Source organism: Mycobacterium sp. URHB0044, from assembly GCF_000620625.1.
In the GTDB taxonomy this organism is placed as follows: domain Bacteria; phylum Actinomycetota; class Actinomycetes; order Mycobacteriales; family Mycobacteriaceae; genus Mycobacterium.
Map to the genome: position 1 here is coordinate 3,925 of NZ_KK211158.1, position 1,564 is coordinate 5,488.

At 66.0% G+C, this 1,564-nt stretch carries 1 protein-coding gene; it reads right to left on the reverse strand.

What is annotated here, in order from left to right; genetic code table 11:
* The coding region (locus N536_RS42785) for an Ig-like domain-containing protein (protein WP_197040324.1) at nucleotides 1-1,564 on the reverse strand (1,564 nt) is incomplete at both ends.

Here is a 1,564-nt window from a genome sequence, read left to right on the forward strand (position 1 = left end):
GTGTCGTTGACCGCGGTGATGGTGATCGTCACCGTGGCGGCTGGGCTGGTGGCGGTGCCGTCGGTGGCGGTGTAGGTGAAGGAGTCTGTGCCGTTGTAGTTGGCGGTGGGGGTGTAGGTGAAGGAGCCGTTGGCGTTGAGGGTGAGCGCGCCGTGGGCGGGTCCGGTGACGAGCGCGGCTGTCAGCGAGGTGTTCTCGGCGTCGGCGTCGGTGTCGTTGGCGAGGACTCCGGCGCCTGCGCTGACTGAGAGGGTGCCGTCTTCGGCGACGGTGTGGCCGGTGTCGTCGATGGCGACGGGGGTGTCGTTGACCGCGGTGATGGTGATGGTGACGGTGGCCGCCGCACTGGTGGCCGTGCCGTCCGATGCGGTGTAGGTGAAGGAGTCGGTGCCGTTGTAGTTGGCGACGGGTGTGTAGGTGAACGAGCCGTTGGGGTTGAGGGTGAGTGCGCCGTGGCTGGGTCCGGTGACGAGTGTGGCTGTGAGTGCGGAGTTCTCGACGTCGGTGTCGTTGGTGAGGACGTTGCCGGCCAGTTGGGTGTCTTCGTTGGTAGTGAAGGTGTCGTCGACTGCGACCGGGGTGTCGTTGACCGCGGTGATGGTGATGGTGACGGTGGCCGGGTCGCTGGTCAGGCCGGCGTCCGATGCGGTGTAGGCGAACGAGTCTGACCCGGTGTAGTTGGCGACGGGTGTGTAGGTGAAGGAGCCGTTGGGGTTGAGGGTGAGTGCGCCGTGGCTGGGTCCGGTGACGAGTGCGGCTGTCAGCGGGGCGTTCTCGGCGTCGGTGTCGTTGGCGAGGACTCCGGCGCCTGCGCTGACTGAGAGGGTGCCGTCTTCGGCGATTGTGTAGCCGGTGTCGTCGATGGCGACGGGGGTGTCGTTGACGGTGGTGATGGTGATCGACACCGTGGCCGCCGGACTCGTCAGGCTTCCGTCACTCGCGGTGTAGGTGAACGTATCCGTTCCGTTGTAGTTGGCGACGGGTGTGTAGGTGAAGGATCCGTCGGGGTTGAGGGCGAGTGCTCCGTGGCTCGGCCCGGTCACCAGACTGGCAGTGAGGGTGGATCCTTCGACGTCGGCGTCGTTGGTGAGGAGGTTGCCGGTGAGTTGGGTGTCTTCGTTGGTGGTGAAGGTGTCGTCGATGGCGACGGGGATGTCGTTGGCGGCGGTGACCGCGATGGTGACGGTGGCCGCCGTGCTGGTCGCCGCGCCGTCGGTGGCGGTGTAAGCGAATGAGTCTGGGCCGTTGTAGTTGGCGACTGGTGTGTAGGTGAACGAGCCGTCGGGGTTGAGAACCAGTGCGCCGTGGGACGGGCCGGTGACCAGACTTGCAGTGAGGGTGGATCCTTCGATGTCGGTGTCGTTGGTGAGGACGTTGCCGGTGAGTTGGGTGTCTTCGTTGGTCGTGAAGCCGTCGTCGATGGCGTCGGGGGTGTCGTTGACCGCGGTGACGGTGATGGTGACGGTGGCGGCTGGGCTGGTGGCGGTGCCGTCGGTGGCGGTGTAGGTGAAGGAGTCGGGGCCGTTGTAGTTGGTGGCGGGGGTGTAGGTGAAGGAGCCGTTGG